Annotated in this window: 23 protein-coding genes and 4 pseudogenes; 15 read left to right on the plus strand and 12 right to left on the minus strand. The window is 68.7% G+C overall.

The window, feature by feature from the left end; translation table 11 throughout:
- The first annotated feature begins 139 nt into the window (after positions 1-139).
- On the plus strand, positions 140-370 hold the full coding sequence (locus tag AB0H81_RS21885) for a hypothetical protein (protein ID WP_358377358.1): 231 nt from the start codon (positions 140-142) through the stop codon (positions 368-370).
- Between the two features lie 165 nt (positions 371-535).
- On the opposite strand, the gene AB0H81_RS21890 is transcribed toward AB0H81_RS21885, so the two are convergent.
- The 5 genes from AB0H81_RS21890 to AB0H81_RS21910 all read right to left on the minus strand — a co-directional run bounded on the left by AB0H81_RS21890 (position 536) and on the right by AB0H81_RS21910 (position 4635).
- The gene (locus AB0H81_RS21890) at positions 536-1450 is read right to left on the minus strand and encodes an LLM class flavin-dependent oxidoreductase (RefSeq protein WP_358377360.1); all 915 of its coding nucleotides are present in this window, start codon (positions 1448-1450) and stop codon (positions 536-538) included.
- 67 nt (positions 1451-1517) lie between these two features.
- Complete coding sequence (locus AB0H81_RS21895) at positions 1518-2609, minus strand: FAD-dependent oxidoreductase (RefSeq protein WP_358377363.1); 1092 nt, start codon at positions 2607-2609, stop codon at positions 1518-1520.
- Positions 2610-2709: 100 nt separating this feature from the next.
- The gene (locus AB0H81_RS21900) at positions 2710-3180 is read right to left on the minus strand and encodes a MarR family transcriptional regulator (protein WP_358377366.1); all 471 of its coding nucleotides are present in this window, start codon (positions 3178-3180) and stop codon (positions 2710-2712) included.
- 44 nt (positions 3181-3224) lie between these two features.
- A complete protein-coding gene (locus tag AB0H81_RS21905) occupies positions 3225-4268 on the minus strand; it encodes a Gfo/Idh/MocA family oxidoreductase (RefSeq protein WP_358377369.1) in 1044 nt (347 codons plus the stop codon).
- A gap of 106 nt (positions 4269-4374) precedes the next feature.
- Positions 4375-4635 carry a hypothetical protein gene (locus tag AB0H81_RS21910; RefSeq protein WP_358377372.1) on the minus strand — a complete coding sequence of 87 codons (261 nt, stop codon included), beginning with the start codon at positions 4633-4635 and terminating at the stop codon, positions 4375-4377.
- Positions 4636-4983: 348 nt separating this feature from the next.
- Between AB0H81_RS21910 and AB0H81_RS21915 the strand changes: the two are divergent.
- Both AB0H81_RS21915 and AB0H81_RS21920 read left to right on the plus strand, forming a co-directional pair.
- Positions 4984-6014: pseudogene (locus AB0H81_RS21915) on the plus strand (cytochrome P450).
- Between the two features lie 117 nt (positions 6015-6131).
- Positions 6132-9290, plus strand: coding sequence for a BTAD domain-containing putative transcriptional regulator (locus AB0H81_RS21920; protein WP_358377375.1), 3159 nt, complete (start codon positions 6132-6134; stop codon positions 9288-9290).
- Here the strand turns inward: AB0H81_RS21920 and AB0H81_RS21925 are convergent.
- Together AB0H81_RS21925 and AB0H81_RS21930 are read right to left on the minus strand one after the other, a co-directional pair.
- Complete coding sequence (locus tag AB0H81_RS21925; RefSeq protein WP_358377377.1) at positions 9274-9969, minus strand: ABC transporter permease; 696 nt, start codon at positions 9967-9969, stop codon at positions 9274-9276. The genes AB0H81_RS21920 and AB0H81_RS21925 overlap by 17 nt on opposite strands.
- Positions 9970-10019: 50 nt before the next feature.
- A pseudogene (locus AB0H81_RS21930) lies at positions 10020-10115 on the minus strand (ABC transporter); the annotation flags it as partial.
- Positions 10116-10132: 17 nt separating this feature from the next.
- On the opposite strand from AB0H81_RS21930, the gene AB0H81_RS21935 reads away from it, so the two are divergent.
- Positions 10133-10420 (plus strand): hypothetical protein, encoded by a 288-nt coding sequence (locus AB0H81_RS21935; protein ID WP_358377380.1) that lies wholly within the window; start codon positions 10133-10135, stop codon positions 10418-10420.
- A gap of 151 nt (positions 10421-10571) precedes the next feature.
- Positions 10572-11446: pseudogene (locus AB0H81_RS21940) on the plus strand (amidohydrolase family protein).
- Between the two features lie 85 nt (positions 11447-11531).
- On the opposite strand, the gene AB0H81_RS21945 reads toward AB0H81_RS21940, so the two are convergent.
- Complete coding sequence (locus AB0H81_RS21945) at positions 11532-12098, minus strand: GNAT family N-acetyltransferase (protein WP_358377383.1); 567 nt, start codon at positions 12096-12098, stop codon at positions 11532-11534.
- A 166-nt stretch (positions 12099-12264) separates the two neighbouring features.
- Between AB0H81_RS21945 and AB0H81_RS21950 the strand changes: the two genes are divergently transcribed.
- The 9 genes and pseudogenes from AB0H81_RS21950 (at position 12265) to AB0H81_RS21990 (ending at position 17605) form a co-directional block, all read left to right on the plus strand.
- Positions 12265-12852 (plus strand): CGNR zinc finger domain-containing protein, encoded by a 588-nt coding sequence (locus AB0H81_RS21950; protein WP_358377386.1) that lies wholly within the window; start codon positions 12265-12267, stop codon positions 12850-12852.
- A gap of 159 nt (positions 12853-13011) precedes the next feature.
- A complete protein-coding gene (locus tag AB0H81_RS21955) occupies positions 13012-13596 on the plus strand; it encodes a hypothetical protein (RefSeq protein WP_358377388.1) in 585 nt (194 codons plus the stop codon).
- A gap of 143 nt (positions 13597-13739) precedes the next feature.
- Entirely contained in the window at positions 13740-14306 is a 567-nt protein-coding gene (locus AB0H81_RS21960) for a DUF4291 domain-containing protein (protein WP_358377391.1), read from the plus strand.
- A gap of 169 nt (positions 14307-14475) precedes the next feature.
- The gene (locus AB0H81_RS21965; protein WP_358377393.1) at positions 14476-14844 is read left to right on the plus strand and encodes a nuclear transport factor 2 family protein; all 369 of its coding nucleotides are present in this window, start codon (positions 14476-14478) and stop codon (positions 14842-14844) included.
- Between the two features lie 53 nt (positions 14845-14897).
- Positions 14898-15259 (plus strand): annotated as a pseudogene (locus AB0H81_RS21970) (DUF1330 domain-containing protein).
- 66 nt (positions 15260-15325) lie between these two features.
- Positions 15326-15613, plus strand: a complete 288-nt coding sequence (locus AB0H81_RS21975; protein ID WP_358377396.1) for a hypothetical protein — start codon at positions 15326-15328, stop codon at positions 15611-15613.
- Between the two features lie 84 nt (positions 15614-15697).
- On the plus strand, positions 15698-16750 hold the full coding sequence (locus AB0H81_RS21980) for a protein kinase family protein (RefSeq protein ID WP_358377399.1): 1053 nt from the start codon (positions 15698-15700) through the stop codon (positions 16748-16750).
- A gap of 34 nt (positions 16751-16784) precedes the next feature.
- Complete coding sequence (locus tag AB0H81_RS21985; RefSeq protein WP_358377402.1) at positions 16785-17387, plus strand: helix-turn-helix domain-containing protein; 603 nt, start codon at positions 16785-16787, stop codon at positions 17385-17387.
- Entirely contained in the window at positions 17384-17605 is a 222-nt protein-coding gene (locus AB0H81_RS21990; protein ID WP_358377405.1) for a DUF4267 domain-containing protein, read from the plus strand. The genes AB0H81_RS21985 and AB0H81_RS21990 overlap by 4 nt, the downstream gene beginning before the upstream one ends.
- Before the next feature lie 63 nt (positions 17606-17668).
- Here the strand turns inward: AB0H81_RS21990 and AB0H81_RS21995 are convergent, their stop codons facing one another.
- Positions 17669-17920 carry a DUF2637 domain-containing protein gene (locus AB0H81_RS21995; protein WP_358377407.1) on the minus strand — a complete coding sequence of 84 codons (252 nt, stop codon included), beginning with the start codon at positions 17918-17920 and terminating at the stop codon, positions 17669-17671.
- Between the two features lie 371 nt (positions 17921-18291).
- On the opposite strand from AB0H81_RS21995, the gene AB0H81_RS22000 reads away from it, so the two are divergent.
- Positions 18292-18864 carry a Pycsar system effector family protein gene (locus tag AB0H81_RS22000; RefSeq protein ID WP_358377409.1) on the plus strand — a complete coding sequence of 191 codons (573 nt, stop codon included), beginning with the start codon at positions 18292-18294 and terminating at the stop codon, positions 18862-18864.
- Positions 18865-18902: 38 nt separating this feature from the next.
- Here the strand turns inward: AB0H81_RS22000 and AB0H81_RS22005 are convergent, their stop codons facing one another.
- Genes AB0H81_RS22005 through AB0H81_RS22015 form a run of 3 tightly spaced genes read right to left on the minus strand, consistent with a single transcriptional unit; the run spans position 18903 to position 22520 of the window.
- A complete protein-coding gene (locus tag AB0H81_RS22005; RefSeq protein ID WP_358377412.1) occupies positions 18903-19673 on the minus strand; it encodes a hypothetical protein in 771 nt (256 codons plus the stop codon).
- A 4-nt stretch (positions 19674-19677) separates the two neighbouring features.
- On the minus strand, positions 19678-21765 hold the full coding sequence (locus tag AB0H81_RS22010; protein ID WP_358377415.1) for a hypothetical protein: 2088 nt from the start codon (positions 21763-21765) through the stop codon (positions 19678-19680).
- Positions 21762-22520 (minus strand): hypothetical protein, encoded by a 759-nt coding sequence (locus AB0H81_RS22015; protein WP_358377418.1) that lies wholly within the window; start codon positions 22518-22520, stop codon positions 21762-21764. The genes AB0H81_RS22010 and AB0H81_RS22015 overlap by 4 nt, the downstream gene beginning before the upstream one ends.
- Positions 22521-22522: the final 2 nt, after the last annotated feature.

A 22522-nucleotide genomic window follows, 5' to 3' on the forward strand; every position in this document is an offset into this window, starting at 1 on the left:
ATTTCCCCCGCGCTGTTGATGCACAGTAAAAACGACTGTTGCTGACACCTTGATCGAATGCGGTTATCGTGAGGGCGTTTCACGTGCACAGCGTCGTCGTTCGCTCTGGTCCAAAACCCGTTGACCTGGAGGAACCTTCGTGAGAATCAAGCGTGGGATCATCGCGGCGGCGTTGGCCGCCGGTCTGCTCGCCCTCGGCTCGACCCCGGCTCATGCCATTCCTCCTCCCCCGCCCGGGGGCGACCTCCTCACCGTCATCAGCTACTACGCCGGTGACACGCTCGTCGGGCAGCGCTGGTTCGGGTGCAACCAGTCGGGCCAGTGGGGATCTCTGGAAGGCCAGGCGAAAGTCTCCTGGGTAGCCTGCTGAACAACGGAAATTGCGCATTCCCAGCCCTTGTAAGGCAGGGATCGTGAAACCGCTCGAGCGTTGAGCGAACCGCTCGGGCAAACCTCGGAGTCGCCTGTGGCGGCTCCGGGGATTCACGGACGATCCCGTCCCGATCGAGCCGTCACCGGCGACGAGAGGCCGACCTCAGCCGTTCCTCTTCGAGATCGCTTCGCGGACCGCCGGGACGATCTCCTCGGCCCAGCGGCGGAGGGTGACGAGGTCCGAGGCGCCATGATCGGTGGAGAAGAGGATGAAGCCCGACGCGTCGTGCTCCAGCACGGCCCCGGTCAGTTCCTCGACCCACTGGTCGACGGAGCCGCCGATCCAGCGGCCGTCCTGGTCGCGGGTGGCGGACAGGGGACGCTCGGTGATGCGGCCGGGGAAGTTGTAGATCGTGCGGATCTCGCGCGGATCCCGGCCCACGGCGGCCGCCGCCTCGTCGATGATCGGCCGCGAGGTCCGGTAGCGCTCGCTGCGCCAGTCCGCCGCGTGGCCGGGGAGCCAGCCGTCGGCCACCCTGCCGGTGGCGGCCAGGGATTTCGGGCCGTTCGATCCCGTCCACACCGGGGGCGCGGCCACGGGGGCGGGCTCGATCTGGCGCACCTGGTAGTGGCGGCCCTGGTAGGTGACCGGCGGGCCGCCGCCCGACAGCTTCTTGACCAGGATCATCGCTTCCTCGAAGGCGTCCACGGCATCGCCCGGCGACAGCCGTGGGACGCCCATGTCGGAGATGCGGTCCCACAGCCCGCCGGCGCCCATGCCGAGCACGACGCGGCCGTCGGACAGCGCAGACAACGACGTCACCGTCCGGGCCAGCATGGGAGCCGGGCGGGTCGGCAGGTTGGTGACGTTGACGAGGCCGGCGATGTGCTGCGTCCGCCCGAGGATGAAGCCGAGTGCGGCGTAGGCGTCCAGGCGCCCGCCGATGTAGGGGTGGTCCGACAGCGAGAAGAGGTCGAGCCCGTCGCGGTCGGCCTGCTGAGCCATGCCCAGCAGTTCCGGCGCCTCGTGGATGCCGCTGTGCGCCCCGAAGCCGAAGATGACGTCGTGTCCGGACAAGGTTCTGCCTTTCCTTTCGAAGGTTCTGATCACCGGTGATGCGTGTCCGTCCCCGTCGGACCGAGTGTCAGGCGGAGCCGAACTGTTCGGTGAAGCGGCCGGTGAACAGGTCGGCGCCCTTGTACGCCGACACGGTCTCCGCCGGGACGACGGCCGGCCCGTCGGGGCCGGGCAGCTGGCCGACGCCGCCACGCGGTCCGAGCGGAAGCAGGATCAGGGGGTCGGGCAGCGGCTGGTAGGTGGCCGTGGGCCGCTCGCCGTGCAGGTGGGCGATGATGTTGCGCGCCACCACCTCGGCGTGCTGCATGGCGTACCCGGCCATCTTGGCCTCGGGGACGTCGGTGATGTCGCCGATCGCGTAGACGTGGTCGTACCCGCGGACGTTGAGGGTCTCGGTGACCGGGACCTGCCCTTGCGGGGTGCGGGGGGTGAGCCGGCCGTCGGCGAGGTAGTCGCTGTTGGTGCGCACGCCGTGGGCGCGGAACCAGATGTCGGCGGTGATCTTCTCCCCGCCGGTCGTGGTGACGGTGAAGGTCTGGACCTGGCCGGGCTCGGTCGCGGGCGGCGCGGTCAGCTCGGCGCCCAGCCGCAGGTGGATGTCGAGCTCGTCGAGCTGGCGGTGCAGGTCCTGGCGCAGTTCCGGCCGGAACGCGGGCAGCAGCCGCTCGGCCGGGTCGACGACGGTCACCTGCTTGTGCGGCCAGACCTCCTTGATCTCGCCGGCCAGTTCCAGGCCGACCGGCCCGGCGCCGAGGATCAGCACCCGTTCGGCGCCGGCCAGCTCCTTGCGGGTCCGGCGGAGGTCCTCCAGGACCTGGTCGGCGGAGTCGGCGACGGGCTTGGCCGGGTAGGCATAGCTGGAGCCCGTGGCCAGGACCAGGTGACCGGCCTCGACGCGTTCACCCGAGACCAGGGTGACGCCGCCGGGGTCCACGGATACCGCGCGATCGCGGATCACCGTGCCCCGCGTCAGCCACTGGTCGTAGGGGAAGAACATGTTGCTCCCCCACTCGGGCCGGGTGAGCGCCCGCAGCGACCCGGCCGTGTTGACGAACGCGTCCCGGGGGTCGATGAGGACCACCTCGACCTCGGCGTCCAGCGCCTTGGCGAGCGCCGACCCTCCGTAACCGCCGCCGATGACCACCACTGTACGACTCATGATTTCACGTCCCGATCAACGAAAGAGCTTAAGTTCGTGCTACGAACCATATTAGTTCGTAGCACGAACTGCAGCGCGCGGGGCGGTTCTCATGCTCGCGTCACACGCCGGCGCCTTCGCCGGGCTCCAGGAAGACCACGGGGACCTTGTTGTCCCGCACCACGCGGCCGAGCAGGCCGGCGAGCATGTCACGGTCCCCGTCGGCCAGGCCCGTGGTCAGGTTCTCGATCCGCCTGCAGGCCTCGACGTAGAACTCCTCCGCGACCTTGGCGCCCTTCCTGGTGAGCGCGATCCGCACCGCACGCGAGTCCTGCGGATCGGGATTGCGCTGGACCAGGCCGTTGCGCTCGGTGCGGTCCACCAGGCCGGTGAGGCTGGACTTGGCCAGCCCCAGCACCGCACCCAGCTCACTCATGCCGTACGACTGCGCCATCAGCACGCACAGCAACTGCCCCTGCTGCGAGGTGATGCCGTACTCCCGGGCCGACTCGGCGTACACGGCGTTCACCAGGAACGTGGACCGCACCAGCGCGGCCACCACTCCGATCTGCCCTTCATCATGCTTTCCCACGCGCTCAGAGTAACATTCCAAGGCTCGAAAATTCGCAGGACGAACTACCTCTGCGGGCCCCCGGCACCTCCTCCACCGAGAACGGAGCGCCCCTTGATCTCGGACAGGGCCACGGGCCTGCGCTCGGCTCGGGACAGCTCGCACGCCTCGGCGACGCGGAAGGCCTCCAACGCGTCGCGGACCGTGCACGGCGAGGACCGCTCCCCGCGGGCGACCTCGGTGAAGGCCGTCAGCTCGGCCTGGTACGCCGGCAGGAAACGCTCCATGAAGGACCACTTCCGCGGGCCGCGCGGGAAGTCGGCGCCCTCCTCCGCCGAGCGCATCGCCAGCGAGTGGTCCAGGCCGACGGCGATCGTGCCCTTCTCCCCGTGGACCTCCATGCGCACGTCGTGGCCGCCGCCGTTGTAGCGGGTCGAGGAGATCAGCACGATCGTGCCGTCGTCCAGGGTCAGCAGGGCGCCGCCGGTGTCGACGTCGCCGGCCTCGGCGAAGAAGGCCGCGCCCTTGTTGGCGCCCGTGGCGTAGACGGTGGCCACCTCCCGTCCGGTGACGAAGCGCAGGATGTCGAAGTCGTGCACGTTGCAGTCCCGGAAGATGCCGCCGGAGGTGGGGATGTAGGACGCGTGCGGCGGTGCCTGGTCGTGGGTGCCGGCCCGGATGGTGTGGATGAACCCGAGCTCGCCGGAGGCCACCGCGGCCCGCGCGCGCCGGTATCCGGCGTCGAAGCGGCGCTGGAAGCCGACGTGCACCGGCACCGCGGAGGTCGCGGCGAGCTCGGCCAGTTCGAGGGTCTCCTTCAGGGTGGCCGCCACGGGCTTCTCGCAGAAGGTGGGCACCCCGGCGGCGACGGCCCGGCGCAGCAGCGGCGCGTGCCCCGGGGTGGCGGTGGCGATCACGAAGCCGTCGACGCCCGAGGCGATCAGCGCATCGACGTCCGGAGCCACCTGGAGCCCGAGCTCGGCGGCGACGCGTTCGGCGGCCTGCGGGTCGGCGTCCGTCACGACCACCTCGTCGACGTGGTCGAGAGCGGCCAGAGTCCTGGCGTGGAAGGCGCCTATCCGTCCCACGCCCGCGAGCCCGATGCGCATGCAGCACCCTGTCCGTTCCCGTCGTCGCCGCGCGGTGGTCCCGCGCCGCCTCGCTCAACACCGGCAATCATGAACGCGCGACCGCCCCCGTCAGTCGCTCACCTGATCAGTCGCTCACCTGCCGGAACACCACGGTCGCCCGGTAGGCGCCGTGCGGGCCGGCGTCAGCGTCGAGCTCGACATGGGTGCCGAGGATGTGAACGCCGGTGTTCTCCAGGGTGGGGCCGTAGAAGCCGCGGGCCTCCTCGAGCGCCCGTCGCCGGATCTCTTCGGGAGTCCGGCCGGTCACGGTGGCGTGGAAGTCCAGCGGGAAGTTCTCGGGGTCGTCCAGCATGACGAGGCGAGTGTGCACCTGCGGAGTGTTCATGATCGGCGATCTCTTTCGCGAGGGGATGGGATCTCGACGCTTACACCGGACATATCCAGGATCACGACCGGCAATCTGTGATCATGAAAAAGGGGGAGGACGGCCGGCCACCCGCCCGGCGGCTGTCTCGACGCGCCACCACCCTGCCTCGTCACTCGCCGCATGACCGAGGGAGCACAGTTCTCGACGGCCGCCGAGTGCCAGACGTGCGGTGCCGTGTCAGCGGCCGTGTCAGCACGGCGACGGTCCGGTGTCAGGGCGGCCGGCGATCGTGGTGGACGCCATGAACGGTTCAGCCCTGACGACCGCGGGGCTGCGGAAGGCGCGCAAAGACAGCCGACGAGAGGAATGACCATGGAGCACACCGTCACGACGATGCCGACGGCGCGTCAGTCCGGCTGTCCCTTCGACCCGCCCAAGGAGCTGATCGAGGCCCGCGAGCAGAGCCCGATCAGCCGCTTCCCCTTCCCCAGCGAGCACCAGGGCTGGCTGATCACCGGCTACGACCTGGTCCGATCGGTGCTGGCCGATCCTCGGTTCAGCTCGCGCAGGGAGCTCATGCGCCACCACCCGCTGGTCGACTACGGCGACATCGAGGTGCCCCCTGCGCCGCCCGGCGAGTTCCTGCTCATGGACGAGCCGCAGCACAGCCGCTACCGCAAACCGCTGGTGGGCAAGTTCACCGTCCGCCGGATGCGGCTGCTCACCGAGCGGGTCGAGCAGATCGCCGCCGAGCACCTGGACGCGATGGAGAAGGCCGGACCGTCGGCGGACCTGGTGACGGCGTTCGCCAAGCCCATCCCCGCCATCACCCCACCGACGACGTGCTCAGCGACCTGACCGACGAGGAACTGCAGGGGATGGCCCTGATCCTGCTGTCGGCCGGGTTCGACACCACAGCCAACATGCTCGCCCTGGGCACCTTCGCCCTCCTGCGGAACCCGGACCAGCTCGCCGCGCTGCGCGCCGAGCCCGCCCTCACCGACCAGGCCGTGGAAGAGCTGCTGCGGTACCTGAGCGTCGCCAAGCAGTTCCACCGGGTCGCGCTGGAGGACGTCGAGCTGGGCGGCCACACCATCACAGCCGGTACGACGGTCATCCTGTCCCTCAACACCGCCAACCGCGACCCCGAACGCTTCCCCGCCCCCCACACACTCGACCTCTCCCGGCGGGACGGCGGCCACCTGGCCTTCAGCCACGGCATCCACCAGTGCCTGGGTCAGCAACTCGCCCGCGTCGAGATGCGGGTCGCGTTCCCCGCGCTGATCAACCGCTTCCCCACGCTGCGCCTGGCCGTACCCGCTGAAGAGGTTGCCCTGCGCCCGGAGACCGCCGACACCTACGGGGTGAAGAGCCTCCCGGTCACCTGGGACGCGTGACGGCGAGCGGCACTCGGCGAGGCACTCGCCGCGGGAAGACCCACCAGCGCCGGCAAGCTCGGGGTGTGCGCGGTAGCGGTTGGCCGGACCTCGCCACGGTCCGGCACAATCACTGGCATGCGAGTCGAACTGCTCGGACCGTTCGTGGTCCGGAACCACGATGGGGCCGTGGTCGAGGTTCCGGGGATTCGGCTGCGCGCACTGCTGGCCGCGCTCGCCCTCGAACCTGGCCGGATCGTCTCGCGGGCGAGGCTGGTGGACTGGATCTGGGGGCCTCGGCCGCCCGCGGACGAGGTGAACGCCTTGCAGGCGTTGGTGTCCCGGCTGCGCAAGGTGTTGCCGGACGGTGTGATCGAGGCGGTCTCCGGCGGGTACCGGCTGGCCTTGACCGCTGACGCCGTGGACGTGTGCCGGTTCGAACAGCTCGTCGGTCAGGCCCGCGCCGCCGAGCCCGCGGCGCGGGCGGATCTGCTGCGCTCGGCCCTGACGTTGTGGCGCGGTCCGGCCATGGCGGACATCGCCCTGCAGGACAGCGACGCGTTCGACGCCGTGGTCACGCGTCTGGACGACCTCCACGTCGCCGCGCTCGGGGACCGGGTGGATGCGGACATTCGTCTCGGCCGCGGCTCGGAGTTGGTCTCCGAGCTGACCGAGCTGGTCGCCACGTATCCGCTGCGGGAGGGGTTCGTGGCGGCCCTGATGCGGGCGCTCGCCGAGGCGGGGCGCGGCAATGAGGCGTTGACCGTGTACCAGCGGACCCGCGAGCGGCTCGCCGAGGAGCTGGGCGCCGATCCGTCGGCCGAGCTCTCCGCGCTGCACACCGCGTTGCTCCGTGGCGAGCTGGGCGAGCGGGCGGAGAACCGCAGGACGAACCTGCGCGCCGAGCTGACGAGTTTCGTCGGCAAGGACGACGACATCTCCGCGGTCGCCGGCCTGGCCGTCAAGCACCGCCTGATCACGCTGACGGGGGCGGGCGGCTCCGGCAAGACCAGGTTGGCCGGCGAGACCGCGCGGACGATGCTCGCCGAGGTGCCGGACGGGGCGTGGCTGGTCGAACTGGCCTCGGTGCGGGCGGGCGGTGAGCTGGCGCAGGCCGCCCTCACCGCGATCGGCCTGCGTGACCAGGCGTTGCTCGGTGGTGCGCGGGACGGGGACCCGATGGATCGGCTCATCGCGGCGGTCCGGGAGCGCGCGATCCTGCTGGTCCTCGACAACTGCGAGCACATGATCGAGGCGGCCGCGGCTTTCGCCGATCGGCTTCTGGGCGAGTGCCGGAGGCTGCGGATCCTGGCCACGAGCAGGGAGCCGCTCGGTATCACCGGGGAGGTGCTGTGGCAGGTCGAGCCGCTCGCGCTGCCCGCGAAGGACGCGGACCCCGCCGAGGCCGGGTCCTCGCCCGCGGTGCGGCTGCTGCGGGACCGCGCGAATCTGGTGCGCAAGGACATCGGCTCCGACGCGCACACCATGTCGGCCATGGTACGGATCTGCCGGGCGCTCGACGGGATGCCGCTGGCGATCGAACTGGCCGCGGCACGGCTGCGCACCATGTCCGTCGATCAGCTGGCACGCCGGCTCGATGACCGGTTCCGTCTGTTGACCAGCGGCAGCCGTACGGTGCTCCCCCGGCACAAGACGCTGCGCGCCGTCGTGGACTGGAGCTGGGATCTGCTGACCGAGGCCGAACGCGGCGTGCTGCGGCGGCTCTCGGTGTTCTCCGGCGGGGTGAGCCTGGAGGCGGCCGAGCGGGTGTGCGGGGACGAGGTCGCCGGAGAGCCGGTGTTCGACGTGCTGACCACGTTGATGGAGAAGTCCCTGCTGCTCGCCGACGGCGAGGACATGCCGCGCTACCGGATGCTCAACACCATCAGGGAGTACGCGGCGCACCGGCTCGCCGAAGCCGGGGAGTCCGAGCCCGCGCGCAGGGCGCACCTCGCGTACTTCACCGAGCTGGCCGAGACGGCCGACCCGCACCTGCGCCGGGCCGAGCAGGTGGAGTGGCTGTCCACGCTCGAGGCCGAGCACGACAACATCGGGGCGGCCCTGCGCGGGGCGATCGCCGAGGGATGGGCTGAGGAGGCGATGCGGCTGGCCGCGGCCGCCGGCTGGTACTGGTACCTCAGCGGGCACAGGGCCGAGGGCACCGAGTTGTGCGTCGCGGCCGCCTCGCTGCCCGGTGAGGTGCCCGGTGAGGTGCCCGACGAGGTGCGGGCGTTGGCGTACCTCATGGTGACGTTGTTCGTGACCGCGGGGGTCAGCGGCGATCAGTATCAGGCGCGGGAGTGGATCCAGGAGGCGCACCGGCTCGCCCGGCGCAGCGGGTCCCGCCACCCGCTGCTCGGGTTCGCCGGGCTGCTGGAAGCGACGCTGCGGGGCCCGACGGAGTTCCTGCCCGCGCTCGAGCCGCTCATCGCCGACGACGATCCGTGGGTGCGCGCGCAGGCCAGGCTCACTCGTGGCCGATTCCGGTTCATTCTCGGCGGTGACGAGACCGACGTGGACGTCGACGCCAAGATCGCCCTCGCCGAGTTCCGCACGCTGGGTGACCGGATGGGGATCTCGTTGGCACTGACGTTCCTGGCCGATCGGCTCGCCATGCGCGGCGAGTTCGCACGCGCGTGCGAGCACTACGAAGAGGCGGCCACGGCGCTGACCGAGGTGGGCGCGATCGAGGACGTGGTCGGCATGCGGGCGCGGCTGGCTCAGCTGTACTGGCTGCTCGGCGATGAGCCATCCAGCGTGTCCGCCGTGGCGGAAGCGCAGCGGATCGCTGACCGGATCGTCTGGCCGGACGCTCTCGTCGAGCTGGCGCTTTCGAAGGCGCAGCTGGCGCGCCTGCGCGGCGAGCCGGACCAGGCGCACGAGCACCTGGCCAGGGTGCGGGCGGTGCTGGGCGACACGGACATGGCCGACTCCGTCCGTGCCCAGACCATGGACCTGTACGGCTACCTCAGCGAGGATCTCGAGAAGGCCCGCGCGTATCGGGCCGAGGCGTTCCGCGCGGCCACGGCCGTGGAGCACACGCATCCCCCGACGATCGCCAACGTGCTGATCGGGCTCGCGGATCTCGCGCTGCGCCAGGGACAGGACGAGCAGGCCGTACGACTGCTCGCGGCGAGCGACAGCGTGCGCGGCACGCCGGACCGTTCGCAGCCGGACGTTTCCAGGATCATCGCGGAGACGCGGAATCGCCTCGGCGAACCTGTGTTCGCCGAGGCGACCCGCGACGGGCAGCGGCGGGACTGGCGGGAGCTGGCCGAGATCACGCTCGCTTCGTGAACGACGCACGCGCCCACAGGTAGCCGATCAGCGTGAGTCCCGCACACCAGGCGGCCGCCGTGATGGCCGTGCCCGTCGACGGCGTGCCGGTCAAGAACCCGCGCAGGGTTTCGATGATCGGGGTGAACGGCTGGTACTCCGCGAATTCCCGCACGCCCGGCCCCATCTTGTCGGCCGGCACGAACGCGCTGCTCAAGAAGGGAAGCAGCATCAGCGGAACGCCGAGGATGCCCGCGGTCTCCGGTGACTTCGCCGCGAGACCGGCGGCGATGGTCAGCCAGCTGATCGCCGGCACCGCCAGCACGACGATGCCGATCGCGTCGAGCCACTCCGGGAAAGTCGCCGACGGGCTGAACCCCGTCAGGAACGCGACCCCGATGACGAGCGTGATGGCCACCAGGGTCCGCAGCATGGTCGCGATCACATGCGCGGTCAACACCGCGCCCCGTGACACGTCCATGACGCGAAGCCGGTTGATGAATCCGGTCGTCATATCGGAATTCACCCCGGTCGCGGTGGGGCCGATCCCGTAACCGATGGTCATGATGATCAGACCTGGCGTCGCGTAGTCGACGTAGTCGGTGCCGACGCTGAATCCGCCACCGAGCACGTACACCATGAGGAACATCAGGAAGATCGGCATGATGATGGCGTTGAGCAGGGTCAGCGGATTTCGCAACGTGTGCCGGATTGCAGGACCTGTGCCGCGACGTCGAGTTCGTGCCGGTGGGCGAACCGCAGCCGGACATGGCCGCCGGGCACCCGGCGCTTGAGCTCAGCGGCGGTACCCTCGGCGACCAGCCGGCCCTGATCGAGGACGGCGACGTGACGACTACGAGTCGATGTTCCAGCAGGTGCTGGAACGCGGGAAGCGGACGGGCCAGTTCCAGATCGATGATCTGTCGACCACCCGGATGGCGCTGCTGGAGATGTGCAACGGAGTCTCCGACTGGTACCGCCCCGGAGGTCGCCTGTCGGTGACCGAGATACAGGACCGGTTCGCCGATCTCGCGGCCCGGCTCGTCGGCTGCCCGCCGGTGCCGCCGGCGGAATGCGGTACGGATCTGCGGGTCGCCGTGCTCGACTCCAAGCCGCTCGACCGTCACGCCGACGAGGGCGCCCTCGCATGACGACGATCATCGATGCCCGGGTACGGCTGCCGCAGGAGCTTCGGGCCCGGCCCGCTACCAGGTCCCGGCCAGGCAGGCCGAGCAGTACGACCGGGTGCTCGATCTCGACAGGAAGATCAATGAGGGCACCCTGCGAGACCTACTGAAGATCATGGACGATGGGGGGATCGCCCATGCCGTCGTCCACGCCGAGTCCGAAGGCGGTGAGTCCGCGCAGGCGTTGAACGACGCGCTGCTCGCCTTGCTGGCCGACCACCCCGGCCGGCTCAGCGGCGTCGGTGCGGTCGACCTGCAGCCCCTGTGGCCGACCCGGGCGGCCAAGCAGGTCGCCGCGGCGGCCGCGTCCGGCTTGCTCGGCATCTCCGTCCAGCCGGCCTTCTTCGGCCTGGACATCGACGACCGCGCGCTCTACCCGATGTATTCGCGGGCCGAAGAGGTCGGCCTGGTCGTCGCCCTGCACACCGGCGTCACCTATGCGTCACGAACGACCGGAACTCCTCGACCAGGTCGCCTGCGACTTCCCCGAACTCAAGCTCATCGCCTGCCATGCCGGTTGGCCGTGGGTCACCGAACTGTGCGCGGTCGCCCCGCCGCCATCCCACGGTGTACCTGGAGTTCGGCGGGCTGGCCCCCAAGTACGTGGCCAGAGCGGGCACCGGCTGGAACACGCTGTTCACGATGATGCCGAACGTGCTGCGTGAGCAGATCCTGTACGGCAGCGACTGGCCGGTCATGCATCCACACCGCGCGCCGGCCGAGTGGCGGCAGTCCGGCCTGCCCGCTCCGGCGCTCCAGGCGTTGTTCGCCGACAACGCGGCCCGGCTGTTCGGCCTGAAGGTCGCGAGCGTCACCGCGGGGGATCTCATCGATCACTGCGCCCGCGCCACCGCCAGGCACATGGTCCCCCGCTACGTGGAATTCCTCCCGGCCCTCCCCAAGACCCCGACCCAGAAGATCGAGAAGTTCCGCCTCAAGCAACGCGGCATCACGCCGCAGACCCATGACATGCAGAAGGACCGGGCGTAGACACGATGCCGCCCAGGGCACCGATGGCCTTATAGGGCGGCGTGAGCGGTGCTCGCGTCTCCCGGCGGCACGAGCCGTATTTCGCTTACGTGCGCTCCAGCAGGAAGACGACGACATCCGCCTCCGGCCCGGTCAGCCGCTGCCAGCCGGTTCTCTCATACAGCCGGATCGCGTCGCCTGCCTGCGGCGCGGTCAGCAGCCAGCTGCGGGTGGCGCCCTCGCAGAGCAGATCGAGGATGCGCCCGGCCAGCCCCTGCCCGCGAGCGTGCGGGCTGACCGCCAGCTCGTCGACCTCCAGGGCTCCGACGAGGCGTGCCTCCGCCGACGCGCCGAGCGCGCGACGCACCCGGTCGTAGGCGCGGCCGGAGGGGAAGGGGCTCGCGGTCTGCCAGACCGTACCGAAGCCGACCGGCCTGCCCTCCCAGGTGGCCAGCACCGCGACGAAGCCCGGACGGCGCACGTCGCCGGTCAGGCGCCGGGCGAAGTCGGCTGCTCCACACTCGTCCTCGTTCCAGGGCGGCCCGCTGAACGCGGTGCGGTAGATCTCAACCAGTTCGTCGGCGCGGGCGAAGGCCTGGTCTCCGGCAAGCCGTTCCAGGTGAGGTGTCACACCCTTGTCGGCCCGCTCTCCCCTCCACCGGTCCGGGGTCATCGTGGCGCCCGGTAGCTCGGCCAGCGGGACCCGATGTCGTAGCCGAGCCCGGCGGCCCGCTCGAAGGCTGCGGGACTGAAGGAGATCGTCGCATGAACTGGTTCAAGCTGATGCCACACGTGCCTGGCGAGCATGCATTTCCTCACTGTCTATATACACTTAGCCAGTGACTCTAGATTCCGTGCGCATCACTGGTCAACCAGATATAGACAGTTACGTCTCCCGGTCGGTGGACCTGGCCGCCGTCCTGGTGAACGGTCTCACCGTCACCTCCGCGCACGGGCGCCCCGTCACGCCCCCGCCCTCTCCCACCGCCCGCCTCGCCGCGATCGCCTCCCAGTCCTCCTCCACCAGCCTCACCCCCGCCGATGCCGACCGTCTTACGGACATCGCCGCCCAGCTCTCCCCCGCTTTCAGCAACGGCGAACCACCCCCGGACGTCGCGGCGCGACTCAACGACCTCCTGGCCCGGCACGGCGCCGTTCCCAACCTCCACGGCGCCCCGGGCGGCCCCCTCACGCTCGCCTTCCACCGATCCGACGCAACCCTCGTCGACGCCTGGGCAGCGGACCTCGGCACCGCCCTGGTGATGGTCATCGGCGTCGGCCAGGCGGCCCGGCTCGGCAGATGCCGAGCCGATGCGTGCGACCTGGTGTTCTTCGACACCACGCGCAACACTTCGCGCCACTTCTGCGACCTGTCGTGCCAGAACCGCGCCAAGGCCAGCGCCTACCGCGCCCGGCGGCGAGCCTGAGCAGGCGGCGCCCCCTTCGACCGGCAGGACCGAGCTGCGCCTTGTGTTTCGCGCGGACTTCTGAGAACCGGGAGCGCGTTCTTCACAAGTTGCCTGGTCACCGGTTGGCCGATCGGTGGCGCAGGGTTATGGGTGTCGTGCCAGGCTGGGGAGGTTGCCATGTTGTTCGGGGCGCGGACCGGATTCGGGTTGGAGTTCCATGTCGAACAGGACCCGGGGCTGCTGTGCGTCGATGTCTTCGTCGGCGGGCTCCATGTGAACACGTGGGACAACGCGTTCTACCCGCCACTACTGGTCAACAAGCTCAAGGACGAGCTCAGTCGCTTTCGCACGCCGACTGCGCCGCCGGTGGGGTTCACCTCGCCGTCTGAGTCCTTCCGCATCGCCGAGAGCTGGATGTACGACGACGCCACTACCGGGACCTCATCCGGGGCCGAGGCGGCACTCGCACGGTGTGTGTTCCTGGAGTGGGGGGAGTGCACCGACGAGGTGACAGCGTTCGCGTTCCCGGACGGGGACCGGGTGCACCTCGCCTGTCGGGTACGCGACGGAGGCGGTCCCGCCTGGGGCACCGAGGCCCGGCATGAGCCAACGGTGGCGTCGGTGAGCCGGACGTCGCTCGTCAAGACGCTGGAGGACAGCCTCGTCATCGCCGAACGCGAGTGGTCTGCCCGGCTCGCCGCCATCAAGGCCCGCAGTGACACATGTGACGGCGAGGACGTGTCCAGCGTGCGTTCTCCTTAGTGCTCCAGCCGTAGACCATGATCATGGGCCGCCGCCTGTCAGGCCGCCGGAGCCTGGTGGGAGGGATGCAGGGCGGCGGGGTCCCGGCCGGAGGCGGGAAAATGCCTCGCGATGCGAGTGCACCGGATGGCAGGGTGCGGCGCATGGCACCCCGGTACCAGATCCGCGCAGACTACGACGCTGACACGATCGTGGTCTACCAGGCATACGCGCCTGCCATAGCCGACGCAGCGCTGCGAGCGGGCCGCTTCGTTGCGCCGTTCTCATTCCACAGGATGACCTGGATCAAGCCCTCATTCCCGTGGCTCATGCACCGCAGCAACTGGGCCCGCAAACCCGGCCAAGAGCGCGTACTCGCAGTACGGATGACCCGGCAGGGCTGGGAGGAAGCTCTGTCCCAGGCTGTGCTCACGACCGCGGATCCGGCAGTTTTGGCACAGGCGGCCGTACATGTCCAGTGGGACCCGGAACGCTCGTTGCGCGGAGCGGCACTGAACCACTACAGCATCCAGGTCGGCATCGGCCGCAACCTGATCCGCACGTTCACCGACGAGTGGATCGTCAGCCTCACCGACCTCACCCCCCAGGTCCGCAAGGCCGCGGCACTGACACAAACCGGGCACGCCACCAAAGCCCAGCGGCTATTCCCCGCCGAGCGGGTGTATCCACTGCCACCGACGCTGCAGAGCCTCCTTTTCCCGGGCGGATGACGGCCGACCGGCGAGGGGGCCGGACAGTCTGACGGGCACGGTGATCGGCGTGCGGGCTGGCCGCGTACTGAAGGCGTGGGCGAAAGTACTTAAGCACGTCAGATTCCCCGTCGTTCCCGTCTTCCTCATGTGGTGGTCACAAGAGAGCACGACCACTGAGGAGACAGACATGAGCGACATGAACCAGCTGGTCCAGCGCTACCTCGCCGCGTGGAACGAGACCGACGCCGCCGCGCGGCAGGCCGTTCTGGCGGAGGTCTTCGCCGAGGAGGCGGTGTACACCGACCCGATGGTCTCCGTTCAGGGCAGGGACGGCCTCGACGCCACCATCGCGGCGGTCCAGGGGCGGTTCGGCGGGCTGGTCTTCAGCCTCGGCGGCGCCGTGGACGCCCATCACAACATCGCGCGGTTCACCTGGCACCTGGGACCTGAGGGCGGCGAGCCGATCGTCATCGGCTTCGACGTCGCGGTGATCGGTGACGACGGGCGCATCAGCCAGGTGCTCGGCTTCCTCGACAAGATGCCCGCCGGAGCCTGAACACCATCGCCGGGCCGATCAGCCCTGCCCATTCATGAATCCAAGGAGGAACCATGACCGCCTATGCGATCGCTCACCTTCGGGACCCGGAGAAGCTGCACCCGGACGTGGCGGAGTACCTGGAGAGGATCCAGTCGACGATGGACCCGTTCTCCGGCCGCTTCATCGTCCACGCGGGACCGGTGGACGTCCGCGAGGGTCAGTGGCCCGGGAGCGTCGTCATGCTCGAGTTCCGTCGGTGGAGAACGCGCGGGACTGGTACGAGTCGGCCGCTTACCAGGCGATCCTGCCGCTGCGAGCGGGCCACCTGGAGGGCGAGTTGATCATCGTCGAGGGTGTCGGGCCCGACCACGACTCGGCCGCGATGGGCGCCGAGCTGAGGAAACGGCTCGTCTCCGGGCCGAAGGCGACATAGTCAGGCATGGAACGAGGGCCCAGATGTGACGGCGCATCGGCTCGCTGCGCCGGGCATGCTGGAGTCATGAGCGATGATCAGGTAGCCGCTGCTGTCCGCGTACTGATCAATCAGTACGACCCCGAAGGTCTGCTGGGCATGGGGGCTCCTGAGGACGAGTACGACCCTGAAGTGCGTGATCTCACCGCCCTGGTGTGTGGTGAGGAAGAGATCACCGCCGACACCGTGGGCTCCGTCTGGAATCGATGGTTCAACGAGGTCTCCGAGTGGTGCGCCCGGAGACCTGAGCAGGTCAGTGAGGTTGCGGCCGCGCTGGAGAGACTTCGTGTCCAACGACAGCGCTCGGAGCGCTGAAGCCCGCCGCCGAAGGGGACCACGTCCCCGATCCAGGTGGCCGCCAGGCAAGGGCGGCCGTCATCGGCCAATAAAGTGATCACGATGATGGACGCGCGGCTGACCACCCACTGTGACGTTTCCACGATCACGGCCCGCTACGACGACCGGGAACTGGCCAAGCTGGTGGAGCGCGAGGCGGTGCCCCTCGGCACCGGCATCGGCGGGGCGTCCGCGCGGCTCGAGGTCGGCGGCACCTCGGTCTTCGTCAAACGCGTTCCCCTCACCGAGCTCGAACTGCGCCATCCGCACTCGACGGCCGACCTGTTCGGGCTGCCGCCCTTCTGCCAGTACGGCATCGGCTCCCCCGGCTTCGGCGCCTGGCGCGAGCTGGCCGCGCACACGATGACCACCGAGTGGGTGCTGACCGGCCGGTTCCCCGGCTTCCCGCTGCTGTATCACTGGCGGGTGCTGCCCAACGCCGAGCCCGCCCCGCTGTACGGGGTGCTGGCCGACATCGATCGGACGGTCACTTTCTGGGAGGGCGCACCCGGCGTGCGCCGCCGCCTCGAGGCGCTGGCAGAGGCTCCGGCGAGCCTGACGCTCTTCCTGGAGTACTTCCCCTGCACCCTGCACCAGTGGCTGGACGAGCGGGTGCGCGCGGGCGACGCCGACCGCGCCTGTGCCCTGGCGGACCAGAGGCTGCGTGAGGCCGTGTCCTTCATGAACGCGGGCGGCCTCCTGCACTTCGACGCGCATTTCGGGAACATCCTCACCGACGGGCGCCGCTTTTACCTGACCGACTTCGGGCAGGCCGTGTCGACCCGGTTCGACCTGTCAGAGGAGGAACAGGCCTTCTACCGCCGGCACCTCACCTTCGACCGCACCTACACGCTGACGTACCTGGTGAACTGGCTGGCCGGCGCCTTCCACGGCGCCGACTGGCCGGGACGGCGCGAACTGGTGCGGGAATGGGCGGCGGGAGAGCGGCCGGCCGGCGTGCCCGACGGGGTCGCCGCCCTGCTGTCGCGGCACAGCCCGCTGGCCACCGTGCTGAACGACTTCTACCACGAGTTGCAGAGTGGGAGCAGGAAGACGCCGTACCCGCTGGAGAAGATCCGCCGGGTCGCCGGACGGCACGCCCTGCCGCTCGAGTAGGCCCGGAAATGCCCACGAGTACGGCAGCGCTGACATGGATGGTGAGGGCCTGCACGAGCGTGCCGCCGTGGGTGAACACCGCGTACGCGCCGCCGAGCGGCATCAACGTCGCGATCAGGTTGACGATGCCCAGCGTGCGGCGGTGGCCGCGAGTCAGTCCAGGTCGCGCCAGTCGGCCACTCATCCGAATACGAAACTTGTGTTGCGTAACTCTCGGGACGGCTGGAGCTTCTATTTCGCTACCTCTGTATCGGAATGGGAGGACATGATGACACCTCGCGGACGCCCGCGTGACACGGAGGTGGACGAGCGTGTGCTGCGGATCGCCGCCGCCTTGATCTTCGAGCGCGGCTACGCAGGCCTGTCCATCGATGAGGTGGCCGAGCAGGCGGGCGTGGCCAAGACCACGCTGTACCGCCACTGGCCGACCAAGGATCACTTGGCCGTCACGGTGGTGGCACGGCTGCAGGCCGATCACGAGATCACCGAGACCGGCGACATCCGAGCCGACCTCGTCAACAACCTGGACAAGATCGCCACCGCGCTCAACCGCATGCGCGCGGCGGGCGGCCGCGAAGGCCCGTCCGCGGGGGTTGCCGGCGAGAGGGAGCCCGGGACCTGGCGTCCGGCCTGGTGATTCTCACCGTCCTGGTGACAGGCAACCGCCGCGTCCTGGGGTGGGTCATGCTGGCTACGGCGCTCACCCCGATCGGCGACATGTTCATCGTGCTGCTCTCCGGCGGAGAACCCGCGACCGCCTTCGGCGTGCACGGCGCCACTGCCGCGGCAGTCATCCTTGCCGGCGGCCTCCTGCTCAGCGGTTCCCGAACCCGGTCACCGCAACTCGTCGCCTGACAGCCAAGCCAGCAGTGCAGATTCCGGCAGAGCCGCGCTGGGCAGAGGTTCGGATCTGGCTCATCAGCAGAACCCACCACGTGAGCCATCCCGGCTCGCAAGGAACAGCGGCATCGACGCGGCCACGATCGTGCCGTCCACCGCCAAAGGGATCAGCGTCGCAGCCGGCAGATCCTCACCATGCCGGAGCGCCAGATGGCGCATGTGGCGGAGCGGGACGACCGCCGCGATCCCCGCGACGAGCAGTACGGAGACTGGGGTCGTGCGCCGTATATAGCGATCCGAGCGGCCGTGACAGCCGGAGGACGCGCTCATGAGCTCACGTCCTCGGCGCGCCTGGCGGCGAGGGAGTGGACGAACGGCCTTGATGATGACAGATCGCGAACCGGCCGGAGTGCAGTGGAACGGGGCCGTGACGACCCCGTTCCACTGTTCCGTGTGCCCCCTGTAGGACTCGCACCTACGCACCCGGCTCCGGAGAGCATTGCAGGTTTTGCTCGTGGACATGCCCTTGACCAGAGGGAATTCACGAATATCACTCGGTCAAAGCCATGGATGGCCCACGATCATGCAGAGAGCCTTCTGTTGACTTGAGGTACAGCGGGCGCGAAGCACATCACGGGCTTCAACCCACGGCGGTCGTGGAATGTTCTGCGTTGTGATCGCCCCCGGCCAGGAGGTTCCTCGTGTTCCACAAGATCCTGCGCGCCCTCACCCAAACCACTCCAGACCAAAGGCAGGCAGCCGAGGACGATGCGTGCGCCTACGGAACGCAGTTGCTCAGAGAGTCCCGCGAGGAGCTCAACAGGGCGGACACCAAGGCCCAGGTCCTTCTCGGCATCGTTGGCATCGGCCTTGGCGCCGTCACTGGCGGCCTCCTCGCGGGAAGCTGGTCACCTTTCGCGTTATCGAACGCCGTCGAGTGGTTGTGGTGGGTTGGGGCGGCGGCAGCTCTGGTGTCCGCGGTGGTGCTCGCCGGCGCGGTCTATCCGCGGTTGGATCGGCGAAAAATTCATGGCGCCGCCATGTACTACGCCGACATCCTTCACCTCGACTCCCCGGCGACCGTCGCCGACGCTCTCATGCGGTCCTCGACACTGGACCTGGAGCGGGTCGCTGATCAGCTGTACCGGGTCAGCCACATCGTCGGGCAGAAGTATCGCCTTATCCGCTGGGGGTTCTGGCTGCTCCTCGGTGGAATGGCGGCCACGGTGAGCGCGGCGCTCATCAACGTCGTGCTCACCGGATCTTCGCCGTGACCGCGCGGTCGCTGGATGGCGTCGCACCGGCGAGCACCTCACGCTCGGCCTACCAGCAGCGTGTCGTCCTCCAGCGGCGGAACGGGCAGGCCGAGGAGTTCCAGGGTCCTGCGGAGTACAGTTTCGTTGCTGACGACGAAGTTGAGCATGTCCACCGTCTCGTAGCTCTGCATGATCGAGTCGACGGTGCCGAGCAGTTGTTGCGCTCCCTGCTGGCGCTGCTCGACGAGCTCCGCGATGATCTGCGGTAGTTGCTCCGGGGAGACAGCCAATTTGATCGCGTGCTCCACCTGGGCGCTTCCCATCACGGTGGTGAGAAAGTCCTGCCACTTCTTCCGGACCTCGTCGGTGCTCTTGATTTGGAGCAGCGCGGCGTCGGCGTCGGCTCTGATGTCATGCTGCTTTTTGTGGGCAGCCCGGTTGAGCTGGCGTATCTCCTCGGGAACGTTGACCTCGGCTCTGACCGCCCACCGGTAGACACCTGTCATCGAGCCTGAGCTCGCCTGGAGTCTCTCGTTCGTGGCCTGCTCCGCCGCGCCCGGCGCGGTGATCTCGAATCGCCGGGTGGTCGAACGTACCTCCTGACACGCGCGCTGGAGGACCGCCTCCGCCTCGGGCACTTCATCACTGAACAGAGCTGAGGTCCGTTTCCCGCCCGAGGTCGCGGTACGGAACAGGGTGACGGAGAAGTCGTAAGCGTCGCCCTTGGCGGGCGAGGACAGCACGAACGGCGCGATGTCGATGGGCGGTTCGGCCTCGGGCTGGTTCAGCTGGACGCGGTAGAGCATGGGTGCCAGCCATTTGCGCATGAGATCAGCTCCTGTGAACGAGTTGACGCAGGTGATGGTGAAGTTCGGCGGAGATCTCGCCGTGGTGCCGCCAGAGCCGGAGGTAGAGCAGTGCTCGCTCGGCGTTCCGCACATCGATCAGGCTGAAGATCTGGTCCGTGATCTCCCGTACGGTCGGCCGCTCGCCGTAATGGCGCAGCCATTCGTTCAGCAGCAGGTCCCAGGACTCGGGCACCACAAGGCGCCCCTCTTCCTCGTAACTGAGCGCGTTGCGCCAGAGCATCACCAGGGAGGGATGGGGATCGAGGTCACTGGGATGCGGCCGCTCGGGGCTCGAAACGGGCAGCGCGGCCAGTCGTCCGAAGGCGAGGGCGGCGCCGCGACGACCGACCGCTCCTCCGTCACGAACCCAGTCAGCGAGATGGTTCATGATGGTGGGCGCGGTGTTCCTGCGATAGAGGTAGGCGATGGACTGGGCCACGTCGCGGTGGAACTTGACACCCCTGCTCAGGACCAGGGTCCTGAACGCGGCGAGGGCTTGGTCGGGTGCGGAGAGGCCGACGGACGAGGCGTAGGCGCGGATCGCGATCGCTTTCTTCGCGTCGTTCCCATGGATCATCGAATCGAGATGGAGATGGACGCGGCGGGTCATCGATGGGTTCTCGGCGGCGGCTTCCAGTGCCAGGGCGGCGAGTTGATGGTCCCTGGGTCGGCGGGAGCGGCTCCACACCTCCAGGAACCGTTCGTTGACGAGGGAGAAGTCGAAGGTAGCGAGCTTTCCGACCGCGTGCCCGACCTTGATCCTGGTATGCCAGGATCCCTCGCTGCCGAGCCAAATCAGCCAGTCGACCAGCGAGTCGCGGATGGTCGGCTGGTCCTCCCAGATCACACGCAGCATGACGGCCGCCAGCTCGGGGCGTCTCAGCCTGATGCTTCGCCCGCCGCCGGGCCCGGCGGGTGTGGCCTCGGCATCCACGTACTTCAGCCAGGCCGGCAGGTTCTCCCAAAGCTGGACCGATTTCGGCGAATGATCACGACGCCACTTCTCGTCGAGCCGTTCGGCCAGGGCCAGGGCCGCGCCGGAGATTTCCGCCTCGGGCAGACCGTGAAGTACGGCGATGCTGGTCATGAAGCACCGGCCCAGAGTCGGCCTGCGCTTTTCGAGGTTCTCGCCCACCCTCGCGCGCATTCGATGGAATCGCCGGTTCAGCATGGTCTCGATGGGGCTGCCGGACTCCATCGTGGCGGCCACCTGCCTGACCAGTTCGACCACCTGCCAGGGCGCGGAGAGGACGCGGAGCTCCTCGTCCAGAGTCTGCTGATCGTCTGCGGCAAGCTGTGCGCCCGATGCCTGAACGGACAGATGCTTGGTGAAGATCCGGCGGTTCGACGGTGGGTCGTGTTCGATCACGGGCGCGATGGAGGACTGGATGTGCTCCGGCACCAGGACGATCATCCTGTAGTCCGCGTTGACACCGGCACGCTTGAGACTCGTGGTCACCCTGTCGACGGCATTGGGCGTATCGACCAGGTCCAGCAGATAGCCGTGCCCCGATTCCAGTTTCCAGTCGCGGGGGTTCGGCGTGCTCGCTCCGTACGGCATGATCCAGCTCACCCTGCCACCCCAGTCGAGCAGCGCCGCCAGGGCCGTGGTCGCCTTTCCCGTCTCTGCCGCTCCACCGAGCAGGATCAGGCGTTGGCTGTCGAGCAGTCTGCGTATTTCGGTTTGTGACTGGGTCGGTACCAGCGTTCGCCGTAGGTCCGCGATCTCGGTTTCCGTCAGTTCGTTGATTGTCGCTGTCGGTTGTGGCCGCCCCTGGCCTACGTGGATGTCGCCCTGGGCGAACCAGAGGTTTCCCTTCTTGACGCGGTTGCTCACGCGGCCGCTCAGGTCCCGGGTGCCAGGGCTGGACAGTTCGTCGGCGTACAGGTCGTCCAAGCTCTGCCGGCGTTCCTGCCACTCCTGCCGGGAGGTGGCCATTTCCTGACGGATTGGCTGGTTGTCGGGTTCCTGAAATGTCTCGTCCTCCTCCTTGGGCGAGGCGTCCTCGATCAGCGGTTCTTCCGGCTGCGGGACTTCAGGGCCCGATTCCTCATGCGGGGAGTCGCTCATTTCTTCCTCCGCTCCGAGTCCCGAGTGACGTTGATGTCCCCTTGCGCGAAGAGAATGTCGCCTCTCTTGGCCTTGTTCGTGATCGATCCGCTCCTTGGCGACGGTGGTGACGGATCGTTCTTTCTGGATGGCGGGGGCTCCGGAACTTCCATGTCGTGGACGTCGAAGTGCGGCACGTACAGGTAGGCCGGATATTCCTGTCTCTTCTCCGCTACCGCGACCTCCAGGAACTCCGACGGCCTCGGCCGTCCCGGTCCCTGTGACACGTAGTCGCGGAACACCTCCCGCGAGATGATCAGCGCCAGGTCGGCGTCGCGGAAGGTGTCGAGCGCGGCCCGTATCGGTGCCGAATCACGCATTCTCGCGGGCTGCACGGCATGTTGCCCGGCCCACCCAGCCGCGCCGTCCAGCTGCAGCGGTCCAACGTGGATGGCCAGCCGAATGCGCATCCGCGCCCAGGTGGGGTCGCCGCGCCGGCTGTTGTGCGCTGCAATGGCCATGTCCAGCTCGGTCAGGAACTGGTCGAGGAGAAGGGGAATCGTGACGAGAGGGCCCGGTTCGGCGGGAAAAACGGCGGTCAGCGAATCACCTCCCACCTGGAGCGACCATGACTCCCGGTTTAGATGAACGCGGTCCGCCGCCGTCTCGATGGCGCCGATCAGACCGGACTGGAGGGTGCGCTGCTGGGCGTCAGTGCGGCCGCCGTAGTTCTCGATGTCGGCTGTGAGCAGGACGCGGTAATCGTGCATGACCATGG

This window comes from Nonomuraea sp. NPDC050691, from assembly GCF_040654455.1.
Taxonomy (GTDB): domain Bacteria; phylum Actinomycetota; class Actinomycetes; order Streptosporangiales; family Streptosporangiaceae; genus Nonomuraea.